Source organism: Rhodococcus sp. 21391 (assembly GCF_016772255.1).
GTDB lineage: Bacteria > Actinomycetota > Actinomycetes > Mycobacteriales > Mycobacteriaceae > Rhodococcus_F > Rhodococcus_F opacus.
In genome coordinates, this window is sequence record NZ_CP063781.1 from 2559221 (window position 1) to 2583684 (window position 24464).

Sequence of the window (24464 nt, forward strand, 5' to 3'; positions counted from 1 at the left end):
GGGGATACCGATGGCGAAATACACCACGATTAATCCTGCTACGGGCGAACTGATCCAAGAGTTCAACACGGTTGCCGACGCCGCCGCTCGTGAGGCGGTGGCGGCATCGGCCACCGCCTACCAACACTGGCGCGACGGCGGCATCGACGTTCGTAGTGCGGTCCTGCAGCGGGTGGCCGATGCGCTGCGTGCCCAGTCGGATGAACTGGCCGAACTCATGACACTGGAAGTCGGCAAGCCAATCGGTCAGGCACTCGCGGAGGTGGCACTGTCCGCGTCCATTTTCGAGTACTACGCCACTACCGGTCCGGACCTAATCGCCGACGAGGAGCTCGACATTGCAGGCGAGGGTCGGGCGGTAGTGCGCACCGCACCGATCGGCCCGCTGCTGGGAATCATGCCGTGGAACTTTCCGCTGTACCAGGCTGCCCGCTTCATCGCTCCGAACCTGTTGTTGGGCAACACCGTATTGCTCAAACACGCGAGCAACTGCCCACAACAGGCCATCCGGATCGAGCAGGTCATCACCGAGGCCGGCGCGCCGGCGGGTGTCTACCAAAATCTGCTGATTTCAGGTGCGCAAGCCTCGGCTCTGGTGGATGATCCCAGGATCCAGGGGGTGTCCCTCACCGGTTCCGAACGCGCCGGCACAGCCGTTGGGGAAGCCGCCGGACGCAACCTCAAGAAGTGTGTCCTGGAACTCGGCGGCTCAGATCCGTTCCTGGTCCTGCCGGGTGCAGACGTCGCGCGCGCGGTGGGCGCCGCGGTGCCGGGCCGATTCTGGAATGCGGGCCAGACCTGCACCTCATCGAAGCGCTTCATCATCCATTCGTCGTTGTGGAATGCCTTCGTCGAGCAGTTCCTTTCGGAGGCCACCAGCTGGCCGGCGGGCGACCCTACGATGTCCGACACCAAACTTGGGCCAATGGCCTCGGTCTCCGGACGCGACGAAGTGGCCGAACAGGTCGACGACGCGGTGGCCAAGGGCGCAGTGGTGCACCTCGGCGGCAAGGTGCCTAACGGGCCTGGCGCGTACTACCCGGCGACGGTGCTCTCGGCGGTGACCCCCGATATGCGGGCCTACTACGAAGAGTTGTTCGGCCCGGTGGCTGTGCTGCACAAGGTCGACTCGGTGGATGAGGCGATCGCCTTGGCCAACGACACCCCGTTCGGACTGGGAAGTGCGGTCTTCACCGAGGATGACGAACTGGCCCAACAGGTGGTCGACCGTCTCGACGTCGGCATGGTGGGTATCAACGCCACCGTCAAGAGTGCTCCCGACCTGCCGTTCGGCGGTGTCAAGAGTTCCGGGATCGGCCGTGAACTCGGTCGGTTCGGGCTCGACGAGTTCTCCAACAAGAAGCTCATCCGGTCGTTCTGACCGAGTGGACGCATCGAATACGGCTGTGGTGTTGAGCTGAGTGCGCAGGACTTCGGGTCCGGCACCCAGCTCGACGCACCCGGGGACCTTCTGGCCTGTGGCATCCCGCCCACCGTCGAGCAAACGTACAAAAGCTGAACACCTCCGCCCGGTTGTGACCTAGCACACTGAAGTTCGCCCGGCCGGTATGACTCGCGACAACCCGTCTCGGTATCAGGACACCAGACCAAGGAGAAACCAATGGGAAACCTGGAAGGCAAAGTAGCTTTCGTCACCGGAGCTGCCCGCGGCCAAGGACGGGCGCACGCCAAGCGCCTCGCTCAGGAGGGCGCCGACATCATCGCCCTCGACATCTGTGGACCCATCAACTCCTCGACGGTGCCGTCGGCGTCCCGCGAGGATCTCGAGCAGACCGTCAAAGAGGTGGAGGCCCTGGATCGGCGCATCGTCACCGTCGAGGGCGACGTGCGTGACCAGCACTCGCTGGACGAGGCCGTCGAACTGGGCATGCAGGAGTTCGGGCGACTGGACATCGTGATCGCCAACGCCGGCCTGCTGAGCTACGGCAACGCCTGGGAGATGACCGATGAGGTCTGGATCGACATGGTGGACATCAACCTCAACGGGGTGTGGCGCACTATCAAGTCCGCCGTGCAGCCCATGATCGACGGTGGCCGCGGCGGCTCCATCATCATGACGAGTTCAGTGTATGGGCTCTCGGGTGCACCCACCGTTGCCCACTACACGGCTTCGAAGCACGGCGTCGTCGGCCTGATGAAGTCACTCGCAATGGAATTGGCGCAGTACAGCATTCGTGTCAATACCATCAATCCGACGTTCGTAAACACCGACATGATTCACAACGAGGCGCTGTACAAGCAGTTCCTGCCCAACCTCGCCACGCCCGGACGCGAAGAGTTCACCTCTGTTGCGGGCTCGCTGAACCTGCTGCCGACCACCTGGGTAGAGCCCGAGGATATCGCGAACGCCGCGGCCTGGCTGTCCTCTGACCAGGCGCGTTACATCACAGGTGTCAGCCTGCCGGTGGACGCAGGCTTCCTCCTGCAGCGCAATGCGATTGTGCCGGCCCACCTCCAGTAACGCCGACGCCGAAACCCGGCCGCCAGCGGGGCCACGGCAGATGGTAGTGCACGCCAGATTAGAGGATCCGCCGTGCACCACCATCCGCGCCCCGCTCCACCACGTGCCGAGTCAGTTCGCGAAAGACATCGCGACGACTTAAAGGCTGCCTCATGCGGGGAGCCTCTTGTAGTAAGCGAGCGCGGTCGCGAGATGGAGGAATCCGGCAAAGTGCTCGGCGTGGCGTTCGTAGCGGATGGTCAGGCGTCGGTAGCCGGTGAGCCAGGCACATGGTGCGTTCGATCTTCCACCGGTACCGGCTCAGCCGGTCGTTCCTCTCGATTCCGCGGCGGGCGATGCGTGGAAGAATTCCCTCTTCGCGCAGCCACCGGCGGTGCTTGTCGTAGTCGTAGCGCCTGTCGGCGCGCAGCGTTCCGGGTTTGCGACGGCGCGGACCTCGTCGGGACTTCACCGCCGGGATCGCGCTGACCATCGGTTGCAGCAGGGTGCTGTCGTGAGTATTCGCCGCGGACACATCGACGACCAGCGGGATGCCGTTGGCCTCGGACAGGACGTGGATCTGCGACCCCTTCTTGCCGCGATCGACAGGACTCGGCCCGGAGATCCCGGTGATCGTGGCGCTGGACCCGAAAAATCTGCTGAACCCCCGGCTCGGCATCTGAGCCCGACAAGGCCCGGGCGCATGCGCTGAGACGGCGACTGCGCGCTACCAATTCGCGCGGAGTTCGACGCGGAGTTCGACGCGGATCATGACGGCGACAAACCACAGTCAAGGAGAACATATGAAGCTTTCTGCTGCGCGCCTCATCATCGAGAACGCCCAGAAGTTCGGGCACGACTCATCGTTCGCTCCATTGGCCATCGTCGTGCTCGACGGTGGCGGGAAAGTGGTCGCCTCCGAAAGGCAGGACGGCGCGTCGATGGGGCGGCACGAGATCGCCTTCGCAAAGGCCTACGGCGCGCTGGCGCTCGGCGTCGGGTCGCGTGCACTGATGAACCGCGCCGAACAGCAGCCTTACTTCACCACGTCGGCGGGAATTGCGCTAGGGGGCGCCCTAGTTCCGGTTCCTGGCGGCGTCCTGGTGTTGTCGGACGACGCGACGGCTGCCCCGCTCGGCGCTGTGGGGATCTCCGGTGAAAACTCCGACCGGGACGAATCCGCAGCGGTACACGGCATCATCGGTGCCGGACTGATCGCCAAGGCCGATTAGACCGATCCTGTGCCGCGATCGTTCAAGATCTGAACACCTCGACATAGCTGTGATGTTCAACACTATTGAGACCACCCGGAGAGAGCGTCACAACCGCCGGCCAGTGCAGTCCACTCCCGGCGGGTATCGCTCCAGAACGTCCTGCGCGGTCCACGAATGCTAGGAGTAGCCGTCATGTTCCCTAACCTCGATCACGGAGGCTGCCCGCCGCAGCGTGATCCCCATTCGGAAACAACACTTCACAAGATCGGGCCGGCCTCGTGAGCACGTCTCCGCTGCGCTTGCAGATGAAGAACGTCTGTAAGAGCTATCGGGCGGTCAAAGCCCTCCGCGGCGTTGATTTCGAGTTGCGACCCGGCGAGGTCATGGCTCTGCTGGGAGAGAATGGCGCGGGAAAGAGCACCTTGGTCAAAGTGCTGGCCGGCCTCATCACCCCGGACGACGGAGAGATCTCCATCGACGGCGAGATCGTTGACTTGAGCTCAGCCAGAAAATCCCGGGCTGCGGGAGTCGCTGTCGTGCAGCAGGAGTTCAGCTCCATCCCGGCCATGACGGTGGCTGAGAACTTGGCGCTGGGTCGCGATGACGTCGCCGCCATCGCCAGTCGCGGCCGGCTCCGTACAGCGTGCCGCCCGTTGCTCGCCCGCGTCGGCCTCGAGCACATCGACCCCCTGGCGCGCGTCGAGACGCTGTCGGTGGCTGAGACCCAGTTGCTCGAGGTAGCCCGTGTGCTCGCCGTCGATGCGCGCGTCATCATCTTCGACGAACCCACCGCCGCACTGTCCGATGCCGAGATCACCAGGGTGCTCGCGCTGGTGAGGCAGTTGGCCGACGAGGGCCGCTCCATCATCTACGTCACCCACCGGCTCGGTGAGGTGTTCGAAATCAGTGACCGAGTGACGATTTTCCGCAACGGCAGCAGCCTTGCCGCCCAGTCCACCCAAGATCTCAGCGTTGAGACCGTCGTCACCACAATGCTCGGCCGTGAGTTGGAGCAGATGTACCCAGCCCGCACAGGCCAGGCGGGGGACGGCGACCTCCTGGTGGTCGAGCGCCTGACCGGCCCCGGTATCACCGCGCCCGTGACTGCCCACTTCAAGCGTGGCGAGATCATCGGAATCACCGGCCAGATCGGCAGTGGCGCATCGGCGTTCATCGAAACGCTGGCCGGCCTGCAGACTCCGCAGTCCGGGTCTGTGACACTCGCGGGTCAACCGCTGCGCCCGGGCCGCCGACGCGGTATCGCCAGGGGGGTGGCCTACTGCTCACCCGATCGCAAGCGCGACGGGGTGTTCCTCAACCTGTCCATTAGCCGGAACCTGTCCTCGCCGTGGTTGCACGCGGTCGCCCGAATCGGGCTTCTGAACAAGCGTGCGGAGCGCGCCGAGGCCGCTCAGGCCGCAGCACGATTCGCGATCGACAGCAAGCGGATGGGCTCGGCCACCGGTGATCTCAGCGGTGGCAACCAGCAGAAGGTCGCGCTCGGCAAGTGGCATGGCATCAACCCGAGCGTCCTGCTGGTCGAGGAACCCACCCGGGGTGTCGACGTCGGTGCCCGCGCCGAGATCTACACCCAACTCCGCGAACTCGCAGACAGCGGGATGTTGGTGATTATCAACTCCTCGGACACAGCAGAGGTTTTCGGGCTGGCCGACCGGATCGCCACCTTTTACCGCGGACGGATGTCCGGGTTGCGACCATTCACGGAGCTGACCGAGCAGCAGGTGGTCACCGAGGTCATGCACACCGACCTCCACCCACACGACCTCCACCCACACGACATCCGCATCAACGAGGAAGTGTCATGACAGTCATCTCACGGGCCCCCGAGGTTCCTTCACCGGCGACGGCGGTGTTCCGGCGGGTCGGTCCCAATCTGGCGGTCGTCGGATTGGTGACGCTGGTGCTCGCTGTGGCTGCGATCACCACCGACGGATTCTTCACCACCGACAACGCCCGGGCAATCCTGCTGAGCGCGTCCATCGTCGGGGTGGTCGCCGTCGCCATGACACCGATCACGCTGTCCGGCAACCTGGTATCGCTAGCCGTCCAGCAGATGACCATCCTGGCCACCATCATGTACCTGGCCATGGCGCGCGACGGAATGCACTGGCTGGCCGCGCTGGCCGCAGTTGTGGTCGCGATGGTCGTCGTTGGGGTATTGCAGGGCGCCGTCGTGGCGCTGGGCATGAACCCGATCGTCACCACCCTGGCCGCGGGAGCGATCATCTTCGGGGTGCTGGCCTCCTACACCAATGGACGCGCGGTCACGGCGACCGGGCCGCTGCTGGCCTTCGTCGCCGAAGGATCGCTGTTCGGAATCCCGGTCGCCGTCTACGCGTTTCTACTGTTCACCCTGCTGGCGCAGTTCTACGTGACAGGAACGGTACTCGGCAGGCAGACACTTCTGGTGGGCTCCAACCGGGAGGTTGCCCGCAACAGCGGCCTGCCCATCGCCACGATCATCATCTCCGCGTTCGTGGTGCTCGCACTGGGCACGGCGCTGGCGGGACTGCTGACGGCCGGCCAGATCGGCCAGGCCACCCCCAGCGACCTCGGAGGTCTCACCTTCGATGTCATCGCGGCAATCCTGGTGGGCGGCACTGCAATCCAAGGCGGTGAAGGATCACCGCTGAGGTCGGCCTTCGGCGCCATCGTCATCGCCTGCTTCAACAACATCATGGTTCTCAACGGACTGTCGATCGGGCCCCGGCTCACCTTTGCCGGTGTCCTAGTGGCGACGGTGGTCCTCCTCCTGCACGTGACGAGAAAGGGAACGCGGTGATGAACATTCGCGATCAGCTGCTACCGCGACTGCGGCAGTATCTTCCACAGCTGGTGTTGTTCGGCGCGGTGTGGATTGCCATGGCCATCGCGGTGCCGGCGTTCACCGGTGAGGCCGCCGTCTTCTCGACACTGAGCCAGCTACCGCTGGTGGGGTTGGTGGCCCTCGGGGTCGCCATCACCATGATCGCCGGCGAGCTGGACCTCAGTGTGGCGTCTATGGCAGCGCTCTGCGGCGTGTTGGCCATCCGGCTCGCCGATCTGGGTCTCATTGCCGCACTGGGTGTGGTGACCGTCATCGGAGGCGTATACGGCTGTCTGCAGGGCTACCTGATCGCCCGGCTGCGCATCAACTCGATGGTCCTCACGGTGGCGTCACTGATTCTGCTGCAGGGGATCTCGTGGCTGGCCAGCGGAGGCGGGTCGATCCAGCTGACCCAGTTCGGCCTCTCGGACCCGCTGCTGGCCCGCTGGGGCGTGCTGTCCCCGTCGATCCTGGTGGCGGTCGTGGTGTTCGCGGCGATCGGCGTGTACATGTCGGTGTCCCGGTGGGGCCGCGAAATCTATGCAGTCGGCGGTGCCCGCAACGAGGCCTTCGCAGCCGGTGTGCCGCGACTGCGCCCCTTGATCCACGCGTTCGCGATCTCCGGTGCGTGTGCCGGGTTGGCCGGCGGACTGGTCTCGCTGCGGGCCGCGAGCGCCACGCCGGACGCGTTCAGCTCGCTGCTGTTGGCGGCCGTCGCCGCTGTGCTCGTCGGCGGGGTAAGTCTTTACGGCGGACGGGGGACGGTGGTCAACGTGGTCCTCGGTGTGCTCATCGTCAGCACTCTGTCGGCGTCCCTGGCGATCAGCGGTCAGCCCACCTTTGTAGCGCAGTTGCTGACCGGACTCCTGCTGCTGGTCGTGATGGCGTTCGAATTCACGGTCAAACGCCTCGGCGCGACCAAGCCCAAGGTGTCACGACAGCCTAAGACGCTGGTACCCGCTTCATGACGGCACCCTCTACGAGCCGCGCACAACCAGCGATACAACACAATTCACGGAGGTTTCCTGTGACGAGAGATTTGGAAGTGATGCACTCATGCGGAACATGATCAGAAAACTTATGGCGGCTTCGGTCGCCGCGGCGGCCACCATGGCAGTGGTGTCCTGCAGCAGCGGGGCGGGAGCGGATGCGGCGAAGAGCATCGTGGCCTTTATGCCCTCGACCTCGAACGTCTACCTCGCGGCGTGTGCGCAGGCCGCCCGTGAGGAAGCCGAACGCAACGGATACTCGCTCAAAATCATCGAGAACGACTTCGACCAGGCCGAAGAGGATCAGCAGGTCCAGCAGTTCCTGGCCACAGGCGAGCGCCCGGCGGCGATTCTCTGGTGGCCGAGTGTGGTGGACGCAGCGATCAACTCCACCAGGCAACTCGCCGAGGTGGCACCGCTGATCCAGACCGACCAGACGCTCACCCCCGAACTGGCGGAATATGTGAAGGCCTACGGCGGCGTCGATCAGGCTGAGATCGGCAAGATCTCAGGTGAGATGGCGCTAACAGCGCGCGACGAGGCCGTTGCCCACGGCATGCAGCTGCACAGCCCGCAGGGCAACATGCTCGAGTTCTCCTTCGGACCGGGCTATACCGCCGGCCTCGACCGCACCGCTGCGTTCAAGGAAGCGACCAAGGCGGCGCCGTTCAATAGTTTGCACAACGAGCCAACGGGTTTCGACACCCAAGCCGGGTACGAGGCAGCAAGCCAAATCATCCCGCAGTACAAGGACAAGGGCATCGATTTCATCTTCACCCACAACAACGACATGGCAGTCGGGGTGGTGCGGGCACTGAAGCAGAATGGGTTGACCCCGGGCAAGGACGTGATCGTGATCGGCGGCAATCTCGCAGGCGACACCGCCCCGCTGCTGGCCGGTGAGGTGTACGGCGCGGTGGTGCAGTCTCCCGTCATCGAAGGAATGCTCGCGATGCGATCGGTGATCCAGTACATCGAGACCGGACAGGTTACCGATGACGAGCAGTATCTGCCACCGAACCCCGAGCTGCCGGTGTTCGATCCCAAGACGCCGCCGCTGCGGGTGGCGTTCCAGCCGAATGTCGTCGTGAACAAAGATAATTATCGCACATTGCGACTGTGGGGCATGGACGTGCCGACACTGGTTCCGGCCTGATCGGCCGCAGCCCGAGACCAGCCGCCACGGCTCCGGCGGTAGACAAGCACCCGCCGGAGCCGTGGCGGTACCAATCTTCAACACCAGGCAGAGAAGGACGGGCCGATGAGCGTGTCACTGGATCGGATACACGAGGCGGACGTACGAGACCGCGTCGCAGCGCGGGTAGTGGGTCGCTCCCGCGAACTCGAACTGCTGATCGCGGCGCTGTCCGCAGGCCGCGACATCGTGCTCGAGGGCCCACCCGGCACCTCAAAATCGACTCTGTTGCGTGCCATCGCAGGGGAATGGGGTGTGCCCATGTTCCTCGTCGAAGGCAATGCCGAGCTGTCACCATCGGTGATGATCGGACACCACAGCCCGTCGGAGGTGCTGTCCTCGGGTTACTCGGACGCCTCCTTCGTGCCGGGACCTCTGGTGGAGGCGATGACCCAGGGCGGCATCCTCTACGTCGAGGAGTTCAACCGGGCCCCGGAGGACACCGTCAATGCGCTGCTCGCGGCGATGTCCGAACGGCGCGTGGTTGTTCCGCGGGTCGGCGAGTTCACGGCACACAACGGGTTTCGACTCATCGCTTCGATGAACGTCTTCGACAATCTGGGCACCAAACGACTGTCGAGCTCGATTCTGGACCGCATGTGCCGGCTCAGCGTCGACTACCAGAGCGCAGCCGAGGAACGCGATGTGGTGGCCGGGCACGTCGAGCACGTGGTCACCCAGGGCATCGTCGACGCCGTCGAAATCACCAGGGCGACGCGTCATCGTGACGAGGTGCGCCAAGGCAGCAGCGTCCGGGGTGCCATCGATCTGGCCATGGTCATCGACCGCCTCGCCGCGATGCGTCGGGTGGAGGTACCCGTGTCCACTGACGGCGTGGCGCACAGCGGGCCGGACTACATCCAGCTGGTTCGTGATGCCACGCAGGTGGCCCTGTCGGCGCGCGTGCATCTACATCGCGGTGCCGAAGTCACCGTGGAGACAGTGCTTGACGACATCCTGGACCTCTACTTCGCGGTGGATCTGGATCGCGACCCGGGTTGAAGGACCGTCGACGCCGATGGGGCACTGCGGCCCGCGGTGCACCGACAGGTGTTCGAGCCGCTGCGGCGCAGACCCAAACGATTGACCGAGGCCCCCAACCTCTACCAGGGCGGCAGCGGAGGTGGCCATCTCGATGTGTCGGGGCGTCCTGCCGACGACGCCAGCGGGGACACCAGGCGACAGCCCACCAATGCCGCCACCACCAATGAACGGGGTGCCCAGAGCGGCACCGACTCCGCCGCCGCGGCCAATCGGCGGCAGGCACACCGCTTGGTGCACCGGCTCGCGCTCGAGGCGCCGTGGGAGTCGCCGCTGCGCAGGGGCGGCCCGAATATGGTGTCGTTACGCTGGGACGGCCGCGGCGGCGAGGTCGACGTGGACCGGACCGTCGGTTCGGTGATTCCCGGACAGCGGCTGCGGGATGATCACATCTTCGTCCGCCGACGGATGACGCGATCGCGGTCAGTGGTGCTGCTCATCGACGTGTCGGGATCGATGAAAGGCGGCCGGATCAAGACGGCGGCCGCGGCCATTGGTTCTCTAGCCGGAGAGCTCACCGATGATGCGGTTGGGGTTGTCGCTTTCTGGTCGGACGCCTCGGTGGTGCTGCCGCTCGGTGAACGTCGGGCGCCCTCGGAGGTCCTGGACACGGTGCTGGACATCCCTGCTCGCGGGTTGACCAATGTTGGATTCGGACTCAGCACCGCGATCGCCGAGCTCGATGGTTGGCCGGTCGACGACGCACGCATCATCCTGTTGAGCGACTGCGTTCACAATGCCGGCCCCGACCCTCGTCCGTTGGTACTCGGCGGACCGCGTATCGATGTCCTGCTGGACGTATCAGAGGAACACGATGAGCGGGTCGGGCGGGACCTGGCGCGGGCGACTGGCGGCCAGTTGAGGACGGTGCGCACTGCAGCAGAGGTTCCCGCAGGGTTGACGTGCTTCTTCGCTAGCTGACGGCCGCCGCGCTCAGGTGGAGGAGGCGCGTACGGCCGGTTCCGAGGCCCCAAAGCGCTGACATTCTAATCAGGGCCCGGCAAAGTCGTGACGGGATACTCACTGAGCTGCGGTTTCAGTGCTGGATAGCACTCGATATATTGCGGGAACCGGGCCTCGATCTCGAAGAACTTCAGCAACGCCACGAAGCCGATCCGCGTCGGACCGGATTTGTTCGCCACCAACTCCCAGTCCGGCTCGACCAGCGTCCAGCACGCGATCAGATCCTCAGGCTCCCACTCACGCCGCACAACTCTGTCAACCTACCGGGCTGCGCTCGGCCGCGCGCCAGCTTGCCGTTCGCCGGAGCTACAGCAGTCCCGGGCCTTTACGGGTGGGGCGTCGAGGGGTCGCCCTCCCTGTGGTGCGAGGCCCACGTTGGTGCGCCCATGGCGGCGGCCCTCCCGAGGTGATCAGAGCCGATTTCGGGATGGACACCGCAGCGTTCTGTCGGGCACTGGTGGCGTATCTCGACGTCGCCGCGCCGGCACCGCTGCGGCCGCTTGGTCGAGCAAGTGATCGCCGTCGCTCGTCGAAGGTTCTGGGTGGGCACCTGACCTTGAAGAGACCGTCCGGACTGACTGTGAAGGATGTTGTTTGCGAAAGGGGTTACCGCGGTGACAGGTCCGCCGCACAAATACCCGTGAGTGAGATGAGGGAGACCGATCCGATGACTTGTATATCCGCTCGTGCGCCGAGCACCGTGCCGGCTTCCCGCCGTGAAGGTACGCCGCGGACCGGACTGCCCGTCGACCGTGATCGTGGAGATTGGCGCCTCCTGGGGTCGTGCCGGAACGTCGAGTCGTCGTTGTTATTCTCTCCAGAGGGGGAGCGTGGTCGGGACCGGGCGCGGCGCGAAGCGCACGCCAAACGCGTCTGCCAGGGCTGCCCGGTGCTCACCGAATGCCGCGAGTACGCCCTGGCTGTTGCCGAACCGTACGGAACGTGGGGCGGGATGTCCGAGAACGACCGCAGATGGCACATCCGGCGCCAGACAACCAGTGAGGCTTCGCCTCGGACCGCCGACCTTCCTGTCGGGGAACCGATGCGCTGACAGACGATGCGCCGCCCTGAGAACTTCCACGTCCTGTCTGGAATGCACGGGGTTGTGATCAACAATTAGGGGCGCTCGCGGGTCGATTTCGAGCCGATCCGAAACCAGGTACCTGCCTACCGCCAGAGCAAGGGGGGCGATGGTCATAAGCAAGGACGGACGATCCCAGATGGCGGGAACCTGGTCAGCGGGATATACGACGAGGATGCACATGCGGACGCTGCATGTTGCAGTCGCAGTGGGCGGTGTTGCACGCCGTTGTTCCCCGGCGGGCGCACCCGCTTAGGCGACGCTTAGGCGCGCTGATCCTTCCGTGCAGCCCAGCGCAACGAACACGAGGCCCACTGCAACGAGGTCTGGGGTTAGGCGCGGCCTATGCGCTACGGGTCATCTCACTGCTCGAGCTGATCGACGTCCTCGACACCTATGAGGCACGTTTCACGACGGCGATCGCCGATCAACTGCGGGGCCACGTCGGCTACCACGTCATTCAGCAGCTACCCGGCGTCGGCCCGGTTCTCGATGCGGTATTCGTCGCAGAAATCGGAGACGCTCAACGGTTCTCGGGACCAGACCAGTTGTGTTCATGGGCGGGATTGACCCACGCCACCACGAGTCGGACACCCTCGTCAGGCGTGGACACATCACCAAGCAGGGCAGCCCACTGGTCCGCTGGGCGGCGGTCGAGGCCATCCAGCACCAACCGACCGGCACGAAGATCTCCCTCGATCGTGCACGCATCGAGGCCCGCCGCGGCAAGAACATCGCCAAGGTCGCCGCGGCCCGCAAGCTGCTCACCCTCGTCTACTACGGCCTGCGCGACGAGCACATCCGCGTCCTGGCCCAGCAGAGGACGGCGGCGTGAGCACCCCGGACGCAGCACGCGCGCGGCCGCAAATTTGTCTGATCCCCGCATCGCGGCGTGATCGTGCCTCTTGATTGACCCCCGCGAGTTGCCACCGCACCGCACCGCTCCATGTCCGCCCATCGCCGGACGAAGGGATGACCGGCAGCCGAGGCATTCGGCCCTGCCCAACCCCCATACGCATCACACTGGAGACGTTGCCTCACCACACAACTGCACATCGCCCCCCAACTCTCGCACCCAGTGTGCGCCGTCCCGGGCCACGGTCAAGATCGTTCGTCCTCGCTACGCTGCGGGCGCTGCATCTTGACCGGACGGTCCTTTGTCCGGCGCTGTCCGCATGGAGGCCGGAACGGCGTGAACAGCACCCTTGACAGCCCCCGCCCCTTCAGGGATGACAAATCTGCGTCCATATCAGTGGTCTGATTCGGTAGAGCCCGCAGGCGCAGTCGAGTGCGTCCTCGGGGGTGCCGGCGAAATCGCCGCTGGGCAGGATCGAGTCCTGGTACTTGCCGGTGCTGGCGAGGTGGATCGCGAATCCCCACGAGCGGGCCGAGCCGCCGTAACGCAGCCGCATCAGCGGTAGGACGGTGCCGTCCGGCAGTGTCGCATCGATGTAGGCGAAGGATCCTCGAAATCGGGCGTCGACGTCACGCAGTTGCGGCCAGCGGCGGGACTGTAAGAACAACAGTGTAACTCTGACAGGAGGTGCACCACTATGACTGATGTGATTGATCATGAGGCCGAAACAAACTCGGCACGTGTGGGTGTCAGCGACGCGAGGCTGCAGGAGCTGGTGGATCAGGCCCGGGCCGACGGCCTGCAGCTCACCGGCGAGGGCGGGTTGCTGGCGAAGTTGACCAACCTGGTGGTCGAGTCCGCGCTCGAGGGCGAGATGGACGACCACCTCGGCTACGGCAAGGATGACTCGGCAGGCCGAGGCAGCGGCAACTCCCGCAACGGCAGACGCGCCAAGACCGTGTTGACCGAAGCCGGCCCGGTCGAGCTGGAGGTGCCTCGCGATCGGGAATCCTCCTTTGAGCCGAAGATCGTGGCCAAGCGGCAGCGGCGGCTCACCGGGGTGGAAGACATGGTGATCTCGCTGTCGGCCAAGGGACTGACCACCGGTGAGATCTCTGCGCACATGGCCGCGGTCTATGGCGCCGAGGTGTCCAAGCAGAGGATCTCGACAATCACCGAGCGGGTGATGGACGGCATGGCCGAGTGGCAGAACCGCCCGGTGTATCCGGTGCTGTTCATCGACTGTATCCACGTCAAGATCCGCGACGGCAACGTGGCCAACCGGCCGATCTACGTCGTGATGGGGGTGACTGTGGACGGCACCCGCGACATCCTCGGATTGTGGGCCGGCGAGCACGGCGACGGGGAGGGGGCGAAGTATTGGCTGCGGGTGTTGTCGGAGCTGAAAAATCGTGGTGTGCAGGATGTGCTGATCGTCGTGTGTGACGGTCTGAAGCATCTGCCCGATTCGATCGGGCAGGGGTGGCCGCAGACTATCGTGCAAACCTGCGTGGTCCACCTATTGACTGAACTACCGCCGGAATTCTTGCAGGTCATGACTGGTGCGGATACGGTTCGTTGCCATGATCGAATCCGATGGCAGTCCGCGGGATCTGGTCGCGCTGGTGGTGGGTCGCCGGGGTTCACTGGTGGACACGGGCGAGGGGTGGCGGCCGTGGCGGCTGCTTGATCCGGACGGAGCGCCGGTCGCAGCAGTGACCGCATTCTTCAGTGACTTGAGCGCAGCGGGCCGATCGGCGGCAACGCAGCGGTCGTATGGGATGGCCTTGCTGCGCTGGTTCCGGTTTCTGTGGGCAGTCGAGGTGCCGTGGAACGAGGCGACCCAGGTCGAAGCCCGGGATTTCAGTATCTGGATTCGATCGTTTGACAAGCCGAGTCGGCGAGAGGGCGCGCCGGAGCCGAAACCGAACCCTGTGACCGGCAAGGTCGGTCCGGGACGCAAGTACGCGTCCTCGACCAGAGCGCATTCGGAAACGGTGCTGCGCAACTTCTACGAGTTCCATCGAGAATCTGGCAGCGGACCGATGATCAACCCGTTCCCGCTGTCGCGAGGGCGACGCCGGGATGGTCGCGCGAATGCGCATCACAATCCGATGGAGCCGTATCGGCGTGAACGCTCGGGGCAGTATCGACCGCGGCTGGTGCCCAGAATCCCGCGCAGTATTCCGGATTCTTGTTTCGATGAGCTGTTCGTGCGGCTGGGATCGCATCGCGACCGGGCGTTGGTGGCGTTCTGGGTCTCCACCGGCACCCGCGCCTCGGAGCTGCTGGGCTGCAAGAGAGCCGACGCCGACACGGGGCGGCAGCTGATCACCGTGGTGCGCAAGGGATCAAGGGTGTTGCAGCAGGTGCCCGCGTCACCTGACGCATTCGTGTGGTTGCGGCTCTACCAGCAGCAGATGCATGGCCTGGTGTCCGCCGGAGGCGATGACCCGTTGTGGTGGACGCTGCGCAAGCCGTTCCGGCCGTTGACCTATCACGCGGCCCATCGTATGTTCACTCGGGTCAACGCGCTGCTGGACGCGAACTGGACGCTGCACGACCTCCGTCACACCGCCGCCTATCGGATGGCGCGTGATCCCGGGATGCCGATCACCGATGTCCAGTGGGTGCTCGGCCACGCGTCGCTGACCACGACGCAGATCTATACCAACCCCGTCCCGGAAGAGGTGATCGCCTCGGTGCTGGCCCACCACGTCCGCCGCGCGAACCCCGACGAACAACCACGTGCCGGCGACGACACGTCAACCCAGCGATACCGACCCGAGTCGCTGGACGTGCTGTTCGGCAGAGGCGTCCGGTGATCGAGCCGTTCATCGCCGCACCGTTGCCGACAAAAGCCCTGCGCGATCCACGCTATAAGCCGTCGAGTCTGCAGACGGTCCCGCAGCTGCTGCACCAGTTCCCACCGCGAACCCTGCCGGTGAGTTGGGACGCGACACGGGACTCACGGGGCGAGGTGCTTGCGCGGGCACTCGTGCAGCCGCTGCTCGACGCCGACCGGCACGAGCAGTCACGACATCACCGCGGTCTGCGGGCGGTCCTGGATTGGCTGACCGAGTTCCCTGGCGTCACCTGGCAGGAACGGTTCCTCGACAGTATTGAGACGCCTGCGGACAACATTGGCTGGAAACACGCTGCAGCGCAATGGTGGTCGAGTACACGACCAGAACCGACGACGGTCAAGAACGGCATCAACCTGATTGCCATCGGCACCGCCTCGTTGATCTGTGCGGACGTGCTGCGGCCCCCGGTGGACTGGTTGATGAGCCCCAGAACGCCGAAGAACCTGGCCATGCGTCTGGAGCAGGCGCGTGATCCGCACGGGTGGGCGGCCTTGCGCGCAGCCTGCGACGCCGACCCGGCCGGGCGCTCCACGAAGACGAGGGCGCTGTGTCGGATCGCGGTCATCATGGCCGCCAAGGGCGGCGCAGTCGCCGACATCACGGTCGGCGACTGCCTCGAGCTGCTGCAGGCCATCCAGCGGATCGGGGGTGGCAAGACCACCACCAGCGGCTATTTCTATCACTTGCTGCGCACCATCGGCGTCCTCGGCGCAGACGCTCCGTCCACGGTGCGGGTGTTCGGCACCACCGGGCAGGTCAGCGTCGAGCAGCTGATCGACCGGTACGGCATATCATGCCGCCCCGTTCGGGATTTGCTGGTCGACTACCTACGCGAACGCCAATCCACTGTCGACTATGTGACTCTGCAACGACTGGCCGGAACTCTGGGCAAATTGTTTTGGGCCGACCTCGAACACCACCACCCGGGCATCGACTCGCCGCGACTGGCCCCCGAGGTCGCCGCGGCCTGGAAGCAGCGCGTCCTCACCCGAGAGTCGGGCCTGTCCACCCTGGCGATGGTGCGGGCGTTCTATCTGGACATCGCGCAGTGGGCGATGGAAGAACCCACACGATGGGGTCCGTGGGCAGCGCCGTGCCCGATCCGCAGCGACGAAATGTCGCGGACGAAAACCCTGCGGCAGCGCAAATCCCGCATGGATCAGCGCACCCGCGAACGACTTCCTGTCCTGCCCAACCTTGTCGCCGCCGTCAACGCCGAGCGACGCCAGGCAGCAGAACTGCTCCACGCAGCCCAAGCTGCTCGCCCCGGCGACACGTTCACCGCGGCCGGGCAGACCCTACGCCGCAGCATCCTGGCCGCCCGCGACGGTGGCACGAAGATCTGGTCCGAGGACCCTACCGGCGGGCCCCGACTCGACTTGACTTTTCAAGAGCACCAAGCATTCTGGGCATGGGCAGTAGTTGAAGTGCTGCACCACACCGGGCTGCGCATTGAAGAACTCTGCGAGCTCAGCCACCACAGCTTCGTCCAATACACCCTGCCCACCACCGGCGAGCTCATCCCGCTACTGCACGTCGCGCCGTCGAAGACCGACTGCGAACGGCTGCTGGTCATCAGCCCCGAGCTCGCCGACGTCCTGTCGGCCATCGTCTGCCGTGTCCGCGGCGACGACGGCGCGGTTCCGCTGGTCGCCGCCTACGACTACCACGAGAAGGTCTGGAACCCGACGATCCCGCTGCTCTTCCAGCGGCACTACGGCGGCGAACGCCGCCCCATCAACCCACCGGCCGTCCGCCGACTGCTCAACGCGGCGCTGGTCAAAACCGGTCTCACCGACACCACCGGGCAACCACTGCGGTTCCTGCCGCACGACTTCCGCCGAATCTTCATCACCGACGCCATCATGAACGGCATGCCACCCCACATCGCCCAACTCGTCGTCGGCCACCGCGACATCAACACCACCATGGGCTACAAGGCGGTCTACCCCGAAGAAGTCATCACCGGCCACCGCGCCTTCCTTGCCCGCCGCCGCGCCCTGCGGCCCGGCGAGGAATACCGCACTCCCACCGACACCGAATGGAACGAGTTCCTTGGGCATTTCGAGCACCGCAAGGTCGCCCTCGGAACCTGCGGGCGCGCATACAACACGCCCTGCATTCATGAGCACTCCTGTCTGCGCTGCTCGCTACTGCGACCGGACCCCCAGCAACGCCGCCGACTCACCGAGGTCCGCGACAACCTGCTCGCCCGTATCGACGAAGCCCACCGCGAAGGCTGGCTCGGCGAAGTCGACGGACTCCGCATCAGCCTCGCCGGAGCCGAACACAAACTCGCACAACTCGGCGAACTCACCACCCGCGCAGCTACCGTGCACCTGGGACTACCCCACTTCTCCCACCTCGTCGGCCGAACGGTCCGATGACGAACAGATCCCAAGCAAAACGTCGTAGTTCAGAGAACAGCTCCTCCGCAATACCTATGCCTACGCCTCCCGCAAGGACTGGGCCGAGATCGCCAAGGACCTCAAACCGGTGTCTCCCCCGGGCACTGCGTGCAGGGAGGTACCCCCACCGCGCCGTCGGAGCAGGCCGCGCTGGACCGGTTCGCCGAGTTCAGCGACAAATGGGAGACACGTTATCCCGCGATCATCCGGATGTGGACCAACGCCTGGGCCGAGTTTGTGCCGTTCCTGCCGTTCGACCACGCGATCAGGCAGGTGATTTACACGACCAACGCGATCGAGAGTGTCAATGCTCGAATCCGCAGGGCTGTCAAGGCCCGCGGCCACTTCCTATTAGTTACGTGGAATCAGAACGAGGCGCTGAAATGCGTGTACCTGGCCATCATGAGCCTCGACCCCAAAGGCACCGCCCGCCAGCGTTGATCCAACCGCTGGAAGGCAGCGCTGAATGCCTTCGAGATCACCTTCGACGGACGCCTGCCGCCGGACGAAAGTAGCTACAGTTCAACCAGTTACACCGTTAACTGACAGACCCCTGTGGAATCTTGTAGGCGCGGATCTTGGCGTACAGCGTGGGCCGGGAAACTCCGAGTTGCTTGGCGGCGATGGTCTTGTTGCCGTTACAGCGGGCCAGCACGCGCAGGATGACGTCGGCTTCGGCCCGCTCGAGCAGTGTCAGTCGCCGTTGCCCCCACACCGACGCGCGGATGTGGCCGGGGAGGTCCTCGACCTGGATGACCTTGCCGGTGGCGCGAGCCGCCGCCGTGCCGATCGCCTGCCGGAGTTCGGTGATGTTGCCCGGCCACGGATACTTCTGCAGCTCGGTGACGGCCTCCGGGCACACTTCGATCTCCCCGGCGAACAGTTGCGCCAGGGGCTCGATCTCGTCATGCCTGTTCCGCAGCGGGGTCACGTCGAGGACTGTCGCGCCCAGGGCGTCGATCACCGGCGCCGGGGCATCCGCCGACTGATCGGGGTCCACGACCACCGTCGCGGCGATCTTGGGGGGCTCGGTGGCGGCGGTGATGGCGCTGGCCACCCCACGAGCGCTCTTCGGGTCCAGGTCGTTGAGGTGGGTGAGGATCAGAGGCGTTGTCGACCCCAGGGCGCGGCGCAGCGCAGCGAACCACTCGTCGCAGTTGTGGGGCACCAGGTTGGAGGCATCCAGAATCGACACCTCGTCGGTGCCGAACGCCTTGGCAAGTGTGGTTCTCTTCCCGGTTCCCGGCTCCCCGCGTAGCACCACTCGTCCACCGCGGCGCACGATGTGATCGGCGGCGGCGGCGGCATCGGGCCGGGCCGGGGTGAAGCTGCCGGAGGTGACGACAGGGGACCCCGAGGTTGTCGCGGCGTTGTCGAAGATCAACACCGCGCCTACGAGGCTGCGGCCGTCGAAAATGGCGCGGACCGTCGCCGTGGAGCCATCGGGGGATTCGATCTCGGCGTTCTTGCGTCTGCCCACGCCGTCGAGCACCCGGCCCCACAACACGTCGCGGCGAAAGTGCGGATCGGCGGCGAAGTGATTGCCGATGATGAGCTCGCTGTTGAGCGCCACCACCGGGTATGTGCTCTTGGCTTCGGCCTCTAGGAACTCCTGCAGCAGACGCCGTTCGCGCACGCTGGCCGCCTCCTTCAACGCCCCCTGCACTTCGCGTGCCATCTTCTGGACGATGGCCGCGAAGGTCGCTTCGGTGTGTCCGGGCGGCCATGTCAGGTTGATCGTGCCCAGCGCCCGGCGGGTAATCGGGTCGATCACGGGTGTGGCGACACAGTTCAGCTGGTGGAAGCACTCGCGGAAATGGTGCTCCGCTTTGATGGTGACGGTGCGGCCAACCTCCAGCGACGTCCCCACCGCGTTGGTGCCGATGAGCTCTTCGTTGAACGAGTGCCCCACCACCTGGCCGGCATCGTCGAGCGCGGAGCGTAGGCGTGAGTCTGGCGCCCACCGCCACAATAAATTGGCCGAGCCGTTGGCGATGGCCATGCTGGTCTCGGTGCCGGTCAGCAGCTCGGCCATGTCGTTCATCAGCGGAATGGCGATCCGGGCGAATCGACTCTCGACATCGATGTCAGTTCTCCGGTAGTCGACGGACAGCGGGTTGACACCGCTGAGCTTTGACCGGCGCCACGAGGCGAGGATGTCCTGGTTCAGTCCCCTCGGCTCGCCACCGGTCTGGAAACGCTCCCACGCGTCGTCGTGCTTGTGCATCGTCGCTCCTACTCCTACGAATTCTGCCCACAATGATGCATGTGATCGGGGTCACCGTGTTAAACAGTTTGACACCGTGTTCACGATTAGCGACTGGCTCGGACGCACCGATCACGCCCGTAAGAAATCTGAACAGGCTCGGCCTTCGGTGCGCGGACAGACTGCTGGTGGACAGGCACCCAGCACCTCGCGGAGTGCGCGACGGCGAATCGAAGGCGGGTTGATTGATAATGGCAACCAACGACTGGGGGCCGTGGCTCGACGTTCCCCTCGATCAATTGAGGCCCGGAACTACACTGTACTCACGCTTCGAGCTGCGTTCGGACATTGTCGCCGCCGTTCGGGAATTGGTCGACGGAGTGCCCGTCCCTATCCCCGTGGCGGGCGAACCGGTGTCCCCTGCCGTGTACAGCAGTTTCCTGCCGTTCTACCGCGCTCTCGGCGGACGGATCGAACAGGGCACCGTGCACACCCACCAGAGCATCAGCGTGAACTCGGAGCCGGCGAAGGTGGGCGACGTGCTGGACGCCGACGTGACCGTTGTCAGCGCGGAATTGAACGGCGACAAGCGGCCCGTCGTGGTGGATATCGTCTTTCGCAGCGGCTCACGCTGGGTTTGCACCACCCGCAGCCGGTACCTGTGGGGATACTCCGCACCTAGGGCCGCGGCCCGATGACCGAGATCCTGCGGCGGACCTTTGTGCAGGCCGACCTCGACCGGTTCGGCCGGGTCAGTGGCGGTGACGGCCTGATCCACACCGACCCCGACTATGCCGCCGCCACGCCCTTCGGCCACACCCTGGTGCAAGGAATGATGCTGGTGGGACTGATGGAGCGAGCGGTGGCTACGGTGGCACCCACTCGGCGCGACACCCGGCTCGATGTCACATTTGTCGCACCCGTCGGCCCGGGAATGGCGGTGGTCATCCGGCAGGTCGACGACGCGGATCCGCCTCGCTTCGAAGCCGCCGCCGACGGAAAGGTGGTCCTCGTGGCCACGCTCGAACCGATAGACCAGGGAAGATGATGAACAACACCGAGCAAACAGGCGCAGCCGTGCTGCAGCAGAACCCACTTGACGCGCTCTTCGGCCCGAAATCCGTTGTCCTCGTAGGCGCTTCGTCCGATCGGACAAAGATCGGCGGCCGGTTGCTGGCCCACCTGCTGCGTTATGGCTATGCAGGCCGGCTGCACCTGGTGAACCGCTCGGAATCCACCGTCCAGGGCCTCGACGCGGTGCCCTCGATCGAGGAACTGCCCACTGACGCCGACGTCGATCTGGGTCTGGTGGCGGTGCCTGCCGCGCATGTTCCCGCTACGGTGCGGTCACTGGCGACGGCAGGCGTGCGGGCTGCCGTGATTGTCAGCTCGGGTTTTAGCGAAACCGGTGCCGCAGGCAAGGCGCTCGAAGACGAGATCCGCGAGATCGCCGCGGTGTCAGGGATGCGGATCCTCGGCCCCAACTGCCAGGGTGTCGCAAACATCGAATGCGGTTTGGCGGCGTCGTTCTCGTCGGTATTCGGCACCATCGAAGAGGTCTCGGACGGCCCCACCGCGGTGGTCAGCCAAAGTGGCGCGATGGCGGCGGTGCTGACCCAGCTGTCTCTGGGCCGCTCTAACGGGGTCCGCTACTGGGCGGCCACCGGCAACGAAAGCGACCTGGTGGTCGCCGATCTGGTGGCGCACGTCGTCACCGACCCGGCCGTCCGCGTGGTGCAGATCTACTTGGAGAACATTGCCTCGGCCAAGGTGCTTGCTGAAGTCGCCCGCCTCGCACGCGACCGCGGGACAACACTGCTGGTGCTGAAGTCAGGAGTCACGGCCGACGGCGCCAAGGCTGCCTCGTCGCATACCGGCGCGCTGGCGCAGGAAGACGGGGTCATCGGGGCGTTCCTGGCACGTCACGGATTGGTCCGGGCGCAGAACCTGCGTGAAATGAGTGAACTGGCTGCAGTTTTCGCCAGTCCGAAGCGACCTGCGGGTAACCGGGTTGCGATGATCACCAACTCGGGGGGCCTGGGCGTGATGCTGGCCGACGGTGCCGCCCACAACAAGCTCGCCCTCGCCGAGTTCTCAGCACAAACCACGGCCGATTTACGGGAGTCGCTGCCTGCGTTCGCCGCGGTGTCCAATCCGATTGACGTGACCGCCCAACTGCTGAGCCGGCCCGAGTTGATCCGCGAAGCCATCCGGGCGGTCGAAGCCGACCCCGGAGTGGACGTGATTGTGATCGCCTTGGGCATCTTGGGTTCCTACTATGACCTCGACCAGATCCTGTCGGATGTTGTGGAACTGGACCGCCGGACTGACAAGGTGGTGGTGGTGTGCTGGGTGGCTGGCGATCCCGGCATGCCCGCGCGGTTCGCCGCCGCCGGGTTGCCGACTTTCGACGACACCACCTCGGTGATGAACGCCGTCGGGGCGCTGGTGGCGCACACCGAGTTCGTCCGAGGCGCCTCCGCAGACGCCGACACGGCGGTGAGTACACCGCGAGGTGCCGTCGCGCTGCCAAGTGCCGCCGCCGGGACGCTGTCGGAGTATACCGGCAAGCAGTTGTTACGCAGCTGGGGACTGTCGGTGGTGGACAGCCGCCTCGCAGCCTCCGCAGACCAAGCCGTCGCGGCCGCCGAAAGTGTCGGCTACCCGGTGGTGCTCAAACTCTCGGCTCAGGGGCTGGCGCACAAGACGGAGTTGGGTCTGGTGGAGGTGGGGGTGGCCGATGAGCATGCTCTGCGGGCCGCCGCCGTCCGGATGTTGGCGGCCACAGGACCCGACGGCCCGGTACGCGGCGAGGTCGACGGCTTGCTGGTGGAGCCCCTCATCGGCGGCGGCCTCGAGATGAATGTCGGTGTGCTACACGACCATACCGTGGGCAATGTCGTAATGGTGGGCGCCGGTGGGACCGCCGCCGAGCTGCTGGCCGATGTCGTGTTGCTTATTCCGCCGCTGACCCCCGCAGCGGTGCACGAGGCACTGCGCGGACTCCGCATCTATCCCCAATTACAGGGATACCGCGGCGAATCCGCGCGTGATATCGACAGCTTCGTCGATTTCGTGGTAACACTAGGCAATTCGGATGCCGTGACTGCTGAGTGCGTCGAATCTCTGGACGTCAATCCCGTTCTGGTGATGCCTGCGGGCCATGGGTCGGTGGCCGTCGACGTCGCATTGACCCCCCGTACGCCCGGCTAGGCCTCGCGGGTGCCTCCGGGACGACAGCCCTGCACCGACCACATTTTCACCCGTCGGTGCAGGGCTGGTCGTGCGGTGCTGTACGGGGTGCGTGCGTGAGAATTGTCCACATTCTTGACAGCACACGTCGCCGAATTAGCCGTTTCATAGAAGGGCAAGACGGGCTCGAAAAGATCGAGCTTCAACACATTACGTCGATCAAGGAGAATTTCTGATGGGAAGGCTAGCGGGCAAAGTCGCCCTCATCACCGGAGCGGCTCGCGGGCAGGGCCGGGCGCACGCCATCCGGCTCGCCGAAGAAGGAGCCGACATTATCGCTCTCGACATCTGTGAACCGGTGGAGACGTCGCCTTTCGCGGTCGCGAGCGCAGCCGACATGGCCGACACCGTGAAGGCCGTGGAAAGCCTGGATCGCCGGATCATCAGCAGTAAGACCGATGTTCGTGACGGAGCAGGTACCCGCGCGGCAGTGGCCGAAGCGGTCTCCGAGCTGGGCCGCCTGGACATCGTGAGCGCCAACGCCGGCATCATCAGCTTCGGCCACGCGTGGGAACTCACCGACGAGCAGTGGAAAGAGATGATCGACATCAACCTCACCGGTGTCTGGCAGACCGCCAAAGCGGCTGTCCCGCATATGGTGGCCGGAAACAACGGCGGATCGATCGTGCTCACCAGCTCCACCTACGGTGTCGCCGGTTCCGCCACGCTGGCGCACTACACAGCCGCCAAGCACGGTGTGGTGGGACTGATGAAGGCGCTGGCACTGGAATTGGCGGACAAGAGCATTCGGGTCAACACCGTGCACCCCACGTTCTGCAACACCGACATGATTCACAACAACGCGATCTACCGGCAATTCTTCCCCGATGCCGACAACCCGAACGTCGATGACTTCGCCCGCGCGGCGCAGTCAATGAATGCACTGCCAACGCCGTGGATCGAACCGACCGACATCTCGAACGCCATCCTGTGGCTCTCCTCGGATGAAGCGAGGTTCGTGACCGGTAGTTCGATTCTGGTGGACGCGGGCTTCCTCCTCAAGCACAACGTTGGCGCCTGACACTGCCGGTGTCGGCGGCGTCCGACGCCGGACGGCCTTCGATCTGTGCCTTTCGACCGGCTTTGTGGATCTCGTCATCACCC

19 protein-coding genes and 4 pseudogenes are annotated in these 24464 nt (G+C 65.1%); 19 read left to right on the forward strand and 4 right to left on the reverse strand.

All coding sequences use genetic code 11. From position 1 onward, the window contains the following. Nucleotides 1–10 precede the first annotated feature (10 nt). A complete protein-coding gene (locus GO592_RS11985; RefSeq protein WP_007299283.1) occupies nucleotides 11–1381 on the forward strand; it encodes an NAD-dependent succinate-semialdehyde dehydrogenase in 1371 nt (456 codons plus the stop codon). A gap of 240 nt (nucleotides 1382–1621) precedes the next feature. Further along, the gene (locus GO592_RS11990) at nucleotides 1622–2482 is read left to right on the forward strand and encodes a mycofactocin-coupled SDR family oxidoreductase (protein ID WP_007299284.1); all 861 of its coding nucleotides are present in this window, start codon (nucleotides 1622–1624) and stop codon (nucleotides 2480–2482) included. 208 nt (nucleotides 2483–2690) lie between these two features. Here GO592_RS11990 and GO592_RS11995 read toward each other — a convergent pair. Further along, nucleotides 2691–3086: pseudogene (locus GO592_RS11995) on the reverse strand (transposase); the annotation flags it as partial. Between the two features lie 178 nt (nucleotides 3087–3264). Between GO592_RS11995 and GO592_RS12000 the strand changes: the two are divergent. The 7 genes from GO592_RS12000 (at nucleotide 3265) to GO592_RS12030 (ending at nucleotide 10648) form a co-directional block, all read left to right on the forward strand. After that, nucleotides 3265–3693, forward strand: a complete 429-nt coding sequence (locus GO592_RS12000) for a GlcG/HbpS family heme-binding protein (protein ID WP_007299286.1) — start codon at nucleotides 3265–3267, stop codon at nucleotides 3691–3693. A 260-nt stretch (nucleotides 3694–3953) separates the two neighbouring features. Continuing rightward, nucleotides 3954–5501 carry a sugar ABC transporter ATP-binding protein gene (locus GO592_RS12005; protein ID WP_237720527.1) on the forward strand — a complete coding sequence of 516 codons (1548 nt, stop codon included), beginning with the start codon at nucleotides 3954–3956 and terminating at the stop codon, nucleotides 5499–5501. Continuing rightward, nucleotides 5498–6478, forward strand: coding sequence for an ABC transporter permease (locus GO592_RS12010; protein ID WP_007299288.1), 981 nt, complete (start codon nucleotides 5498–5500; stop codon nucleotides 6476–6478). Before GO592_RS12005 ends, GO592_RS12010 begins: the two co-directional genes overlap by 4 nt. After that, entirely contained in the window at nucleotides 6478–7470 is a 993-nt protein-coding gene (locus tag GO592_RS12015; protein ID WP_007299289.1) for an ABC transporter permease, read from the forward strand. The genes GO592_RS12010 and GO592_RS12015 overlap by 1 nt, the downstream gene beginning before the upstream one ends. Nucleotides 7471–7558: 88 nt before the next feature. Continuing rightward, the gene (locus GO592_RS12020) at nucleotides 7559–8647 is read left to right on the forward strand and encodes a sugar ABC transporter substrate-binding protein (protein WP_082324977.1); all 1089 of its coding nucleotides are present in this window, start codon (nucleotides 7559–7561) and stop codon (nucleotides 8645–8647) included. Nucleotides 8648–8752: 105 nt separating this feature from the next. After that, on the forward strand, nucleotides 8753–9688 hold the full coding sequence (locus GO592_RS12025) for an AAA family ATPase (protein WP_007299291.1): 936 nt from the start codon (nucleotides 8753–8755) through the stop codon (nucleotides 9686–9688). Nucleotides 9689–9769: 81 nt separating this feature from the next. Next, nucleotides 9770–10648: a vWA domain-containing protein gene (locus GO592_RS12030; RefSeq protein WP_237737208.1), complete on the forward strand. Its 879-nt coding sequence runs from the start codon at nucleotides 9770–9772 to the stop codon at nucleotides 10646–10648. A gap of 65 nt (nucleotides 10649–10713) precedes the next feature. Here the strand turns inward: GO592_RS12030 and GO592_RS12035 are convergent, their stop codons facing one another. Beyond that, nucleotides 10714–10938, reverse strand: coding sequence for a hypothetical protein (locus GO592_RS12035; protein WP_007299293.1), 225 nt, complete (start codon nucleotides 10936–10938; stop codon nucleotides 10714–10716). Nucleotides 10939–11339: 401 nt separating this feature from the next. On the opposite strand from GO592_RS12035, the gene GO592_RS12040 reads away from it, so the two are divergent. Both GO592_RS12040 and GO592_RS46510 read left to right on the forward strand, forming a co-directional pair. Beyond that, on the forward strand, nucleotides 11340–11741 hold the full coding sequence (locus GO592_RS12040; protein WP_039952236.1) for a WhiB family transcriptional regulator: 402 nt from the start codon (nucleotides 11340–11342) through the stop codon (nucleotides 11739–11741). Nucleotides 11742–12037: 296 nt separating this feature from the next. Then, a pseudogene (locus GO592_RS46510) lies at nucleotides 12038–12606 on the forward strand (transposase); the annotation flags it as partial. A gap of 388 nt (nucleotides 12607–12994) precedes the next feature. Here GO592_RS46510 and GO592_RS12050 read toward each other — a convergent pair. After that, entirely contained in the window at nucleotides 12995–13294 is a 300-nt protein-coding gene (locus GO592_RS12050; RefSeq protein ID WP_007299296.1) for a hypothetical protein, read from the reverse strand. Nucleotides 13295–13324: 30 nt separating this feature from the next. On the opposite strand from GO592_RS12050, the pseudogene GO592_RS12055 reads away from it, so the two are divergent. The 4 genes and pseudogenes from GO592_RS12055 to GO592_RS46515 form a co-directional block, all read left to right on the forward strand. Next, nucleotides 13325–14152, forward strand: a pseudogene (locus tag GO592_RS12055) (IS256 family transposase); the annotation flags it as partial. A 58-nt stretch (nucleotides 14153–14210) separates the two neighbouring features. Next, nucleotides 14211–15452 carry a tyrosine-type recombinase/integrase gene (locus GO592_RS12060; protein WP_202715054.1) on the forward strand — a complete coding sequence of 414 codons (1242 nt, stop codon included), beginning with the start codon at nucleotides 14211–14213 and terminating at the stop codon, nucleotides 15450–15452. Beyond that, nucleotides 15449–17881: a tyrosine-type recombinase/integrase gene (locus GO592_RS12065; RefSeq protein ID WP_237737170.1), complete on the forward strand. Its 2433-nt coding sequence runs from the start codon at nucleotides 15449–15451 to the stop codon at nucleotides 17879–17881. Before GO592_RS12060 ends, GO592_RS12065 begins: the two co-directional genes overlap by 4 nt. 40 nt (nucleotides 17882–17921) lie before the next feature. Then, nucleotides 17922–18448: pseudogene (locus tag GO592_RS46515) on the forward strand (transposase); the annotation flags it as partial. Here GO592_RS46515 and GO592_RS12075 read toward each other — a convergent pair. Further along, nucleotides 18441–20129 (reverse strand): sigma-54-dependent Fis family transcriptional regulator, encoded by a 1689-nt coding sequence (locus tag GO592_RS12075; protein ID WP_202715157.1) that lies wholly within the window; start codon nucleotides 20127–20129, stop codon nucleotides 18441–18443. The pseudogene GO592_RS46515 and the gene GO592_RS12075 overlap by 8 nt on opposite strands. A gap of 230 nt (nucleotides 20130–20359) precedes the next feature. Here GO592_RS12075 and GO592_RS12080 point away from each other — a divergent pair, with 230 nt between their 5' ends. The 4 genes from GO592_RS12080 to GO592_RS12095 all read left to right on the forward strand — a co-directional run bounded on the left by GO592_RS12080 (nucleotide 20360) and on the right by GO592_RS12095 (nucleotide 24381). Continuing rightward, nucleotides 20360–20806, forward strand: a complete 447-nt coding sequence (locus GO592_RS12080) for a hypothetical protein (RefSeq protein ID WP_202715158.1) — start codon at nucleotides 20360–20362, stop codon at nucleotides 20804–20806. Continuing rightward, complete coding sequence (locus tag GO592_RS12085) at nucleotides 20803–21156, forward strand: MaoC family dehydratase (RefSeq protein WP_202715159.1); 354 nt, start codon at nucleotides 20803–20805, stop codon at nucleotides 21154–21156. The genes GO592_RS12080 and GO592_RS12085 overlap by 4 nt, the downstream gene beginning before the upstream one ends. Further along, entirely contained in the window at nucleotides 21153–23321 is a 2169-nt protein-coding gene (locus GO592_RS12090; protein WP_202715160.1) for an acetate--CoA ligase family protein, read from the forward strand. The genes GO592_RS12085 and GO592_RS12090 overlap by 4 nt, the downstream gene beginning before the upstream one ends. A 214-nt stretch (nucleotides 23322–23535) precedes the next feature. After that, nucleotides 23536–24381: a mycofactocin-coupled SDR family oxidoreductase gene (locus tag GO592_RS12095; RefSeq protein ID WP_202715161.1), complete on the forward strand. Its 846-nt coding sequence runs from the start codon at nucleotides 23536–23538 to the stop codon at nucleotides 24379–24381. Nucleotides 24382–24464: the final 83 nt, after the last annotated feature.

Coding starts and splice junctions, on each gene's coding strand:
- GO592_RS11990 (WP_007299284.1), top strand. CDS start 1,622: ATGGGAAACCTGGAAGGCAAAGTAGCTTTCGTCACCGGAGCTGCCCGC.
- GO592_RS12015 (WP_007299289.1), top strand. CDS start 6,478: ATGAACATTCGCGATCAGCTGCTACCGCGACTGCGGCAGTATCTTCCA.
- GO592_RS12090 (WP_202715160.1), top strand. CDS start 21,153: ATGATGAACAACACCGAGCAAACAGGCGCAGCCGTGCTGCAGCAGAAC.
- GO592_RS12075 (WP_202715157.1), bottom strand. CDS start 20,129: ATGCACAAGCACGACGACGCGTGGGAGCGTTTCCAGACCGGTGGCGAG.
- GO592_RS12080 (WP_202715158.1), top strand. CDS start 20,360: ATGGCAACCAACGACTGGGGGCCGTGGCTCGACGTTCCCCTCGATCAA.
- GO592_RS12025 (WP_007299291.1), top strand. CDS start 8,753: ATGAGCGTGTCACTGGATCGGATACACGAGGCGGACGTACGAGACCGC.
- GO592_RS12040 (WP_039952236.1), top strand. CDS start 11,340: ATGAGGGAGACCGATCCGATGACTTGTATATCCGCTCGTGCGCCGAGC.
- GO592_RS12010 (WP_007299288.1), top strand. CDS start 5,498: ATGACAGTCATCTCACGGGCCCCCGAGGTTCCTTCACCGGCGACGGCG.
- GO592_RS12095 (WP_202715161.1), top strand. CDS start 23,536: ATGGGAAGGCTAGCGGGCAAAGTCGCCCTCATCACCGGAGCGGCTCGC.
- GO592_RS12000 (WP_007299286.1), top strand. CDS start 3,265: ATGAAGCTTTCTGCTGCGCGCCTCATCATCGAGAACGCCCAGAAGTTC.
- GO592_RS12085 (WP_202715159.1), top strand. CDS start 20,803: ATGACCGAGATCCTGCGGCGGACCTTTGTGCAGGCCGACCTCGACCGG.
- GO592_RS12060 (WP_202715054.1), top strand. CDS start 14,211: ATGATCGAATCCGATGGCAGTCCGCGGGATCTGGTCGCGCTGGTGGTG.
- GO592_RS12020 (WP_082324977.1), top strand. CDS start 7,559: ATGCGGAACATGATCAGAAAACTTATGGCGGCTTCGGTCGCCGCGGCG.
- GO592_RS11985 (WP_007299283.1), top strand. CDS start 11: ATGGCGAAATACACCACGATTAATCCTGCTACGGGCGAACTGATCCAA.